Source organism: Candidatus Thiosymbion oneisti, assembly GCF_900092655.1.
Taxonomy (GTDB): domain Bacteria; phylum Pseudomonadota; class Gammaproteobacteria; order Chromatiales; family Chromatiaceae; genus Thiosymbion; species Thiosymbion oneisti.
Genome location: NZ_FLUY01001051.1, coordinates 1 through 298 on the forward strand (window position 1 = coordinate 1; position 298 = coordinate 298).

The 298-nt window shown below is 62.4% G+C and carries 1 pseudogene; it reads left to right on the forward strand.

From position 1 onward, the window contains the following. Positions 1-107 precede the first annotated feature (107 nt). A pseudogene (locus BQ17_RS24715) lies at positions 108-298 on the forward strand (transposase); the annotation flags it as partial.

The following is a 298-nucleotide window of genomic DNA, read 5'->3' on the forward strand; positions in this document are numbered from 1 at the left end:
CCGAGAGGGTGAGATTGATGGCGAGAGGTTACAAGCCAGGCGTCGCCCGTGCCCAGGCCGCACGCCTGCCCGCCCGGCTTGAAGATTAGGTCAGCGAAACCAACCACGTTCGGGCAATCGACGCTTATGTTGACACGCTTGATTTACCGGCGTTGGGGTTTACCCATGCGACGGGTGAGCTCACGCCCGGTCAGCCGGCGTTCGATTCGGCGGTGCTGCTCAAGCTTTATGTTTACGGCGATCTCAACCGGGTACGGAGCTCCCGGCGTCTGGAACGCGAGTGCCGGCGCAACCTGGA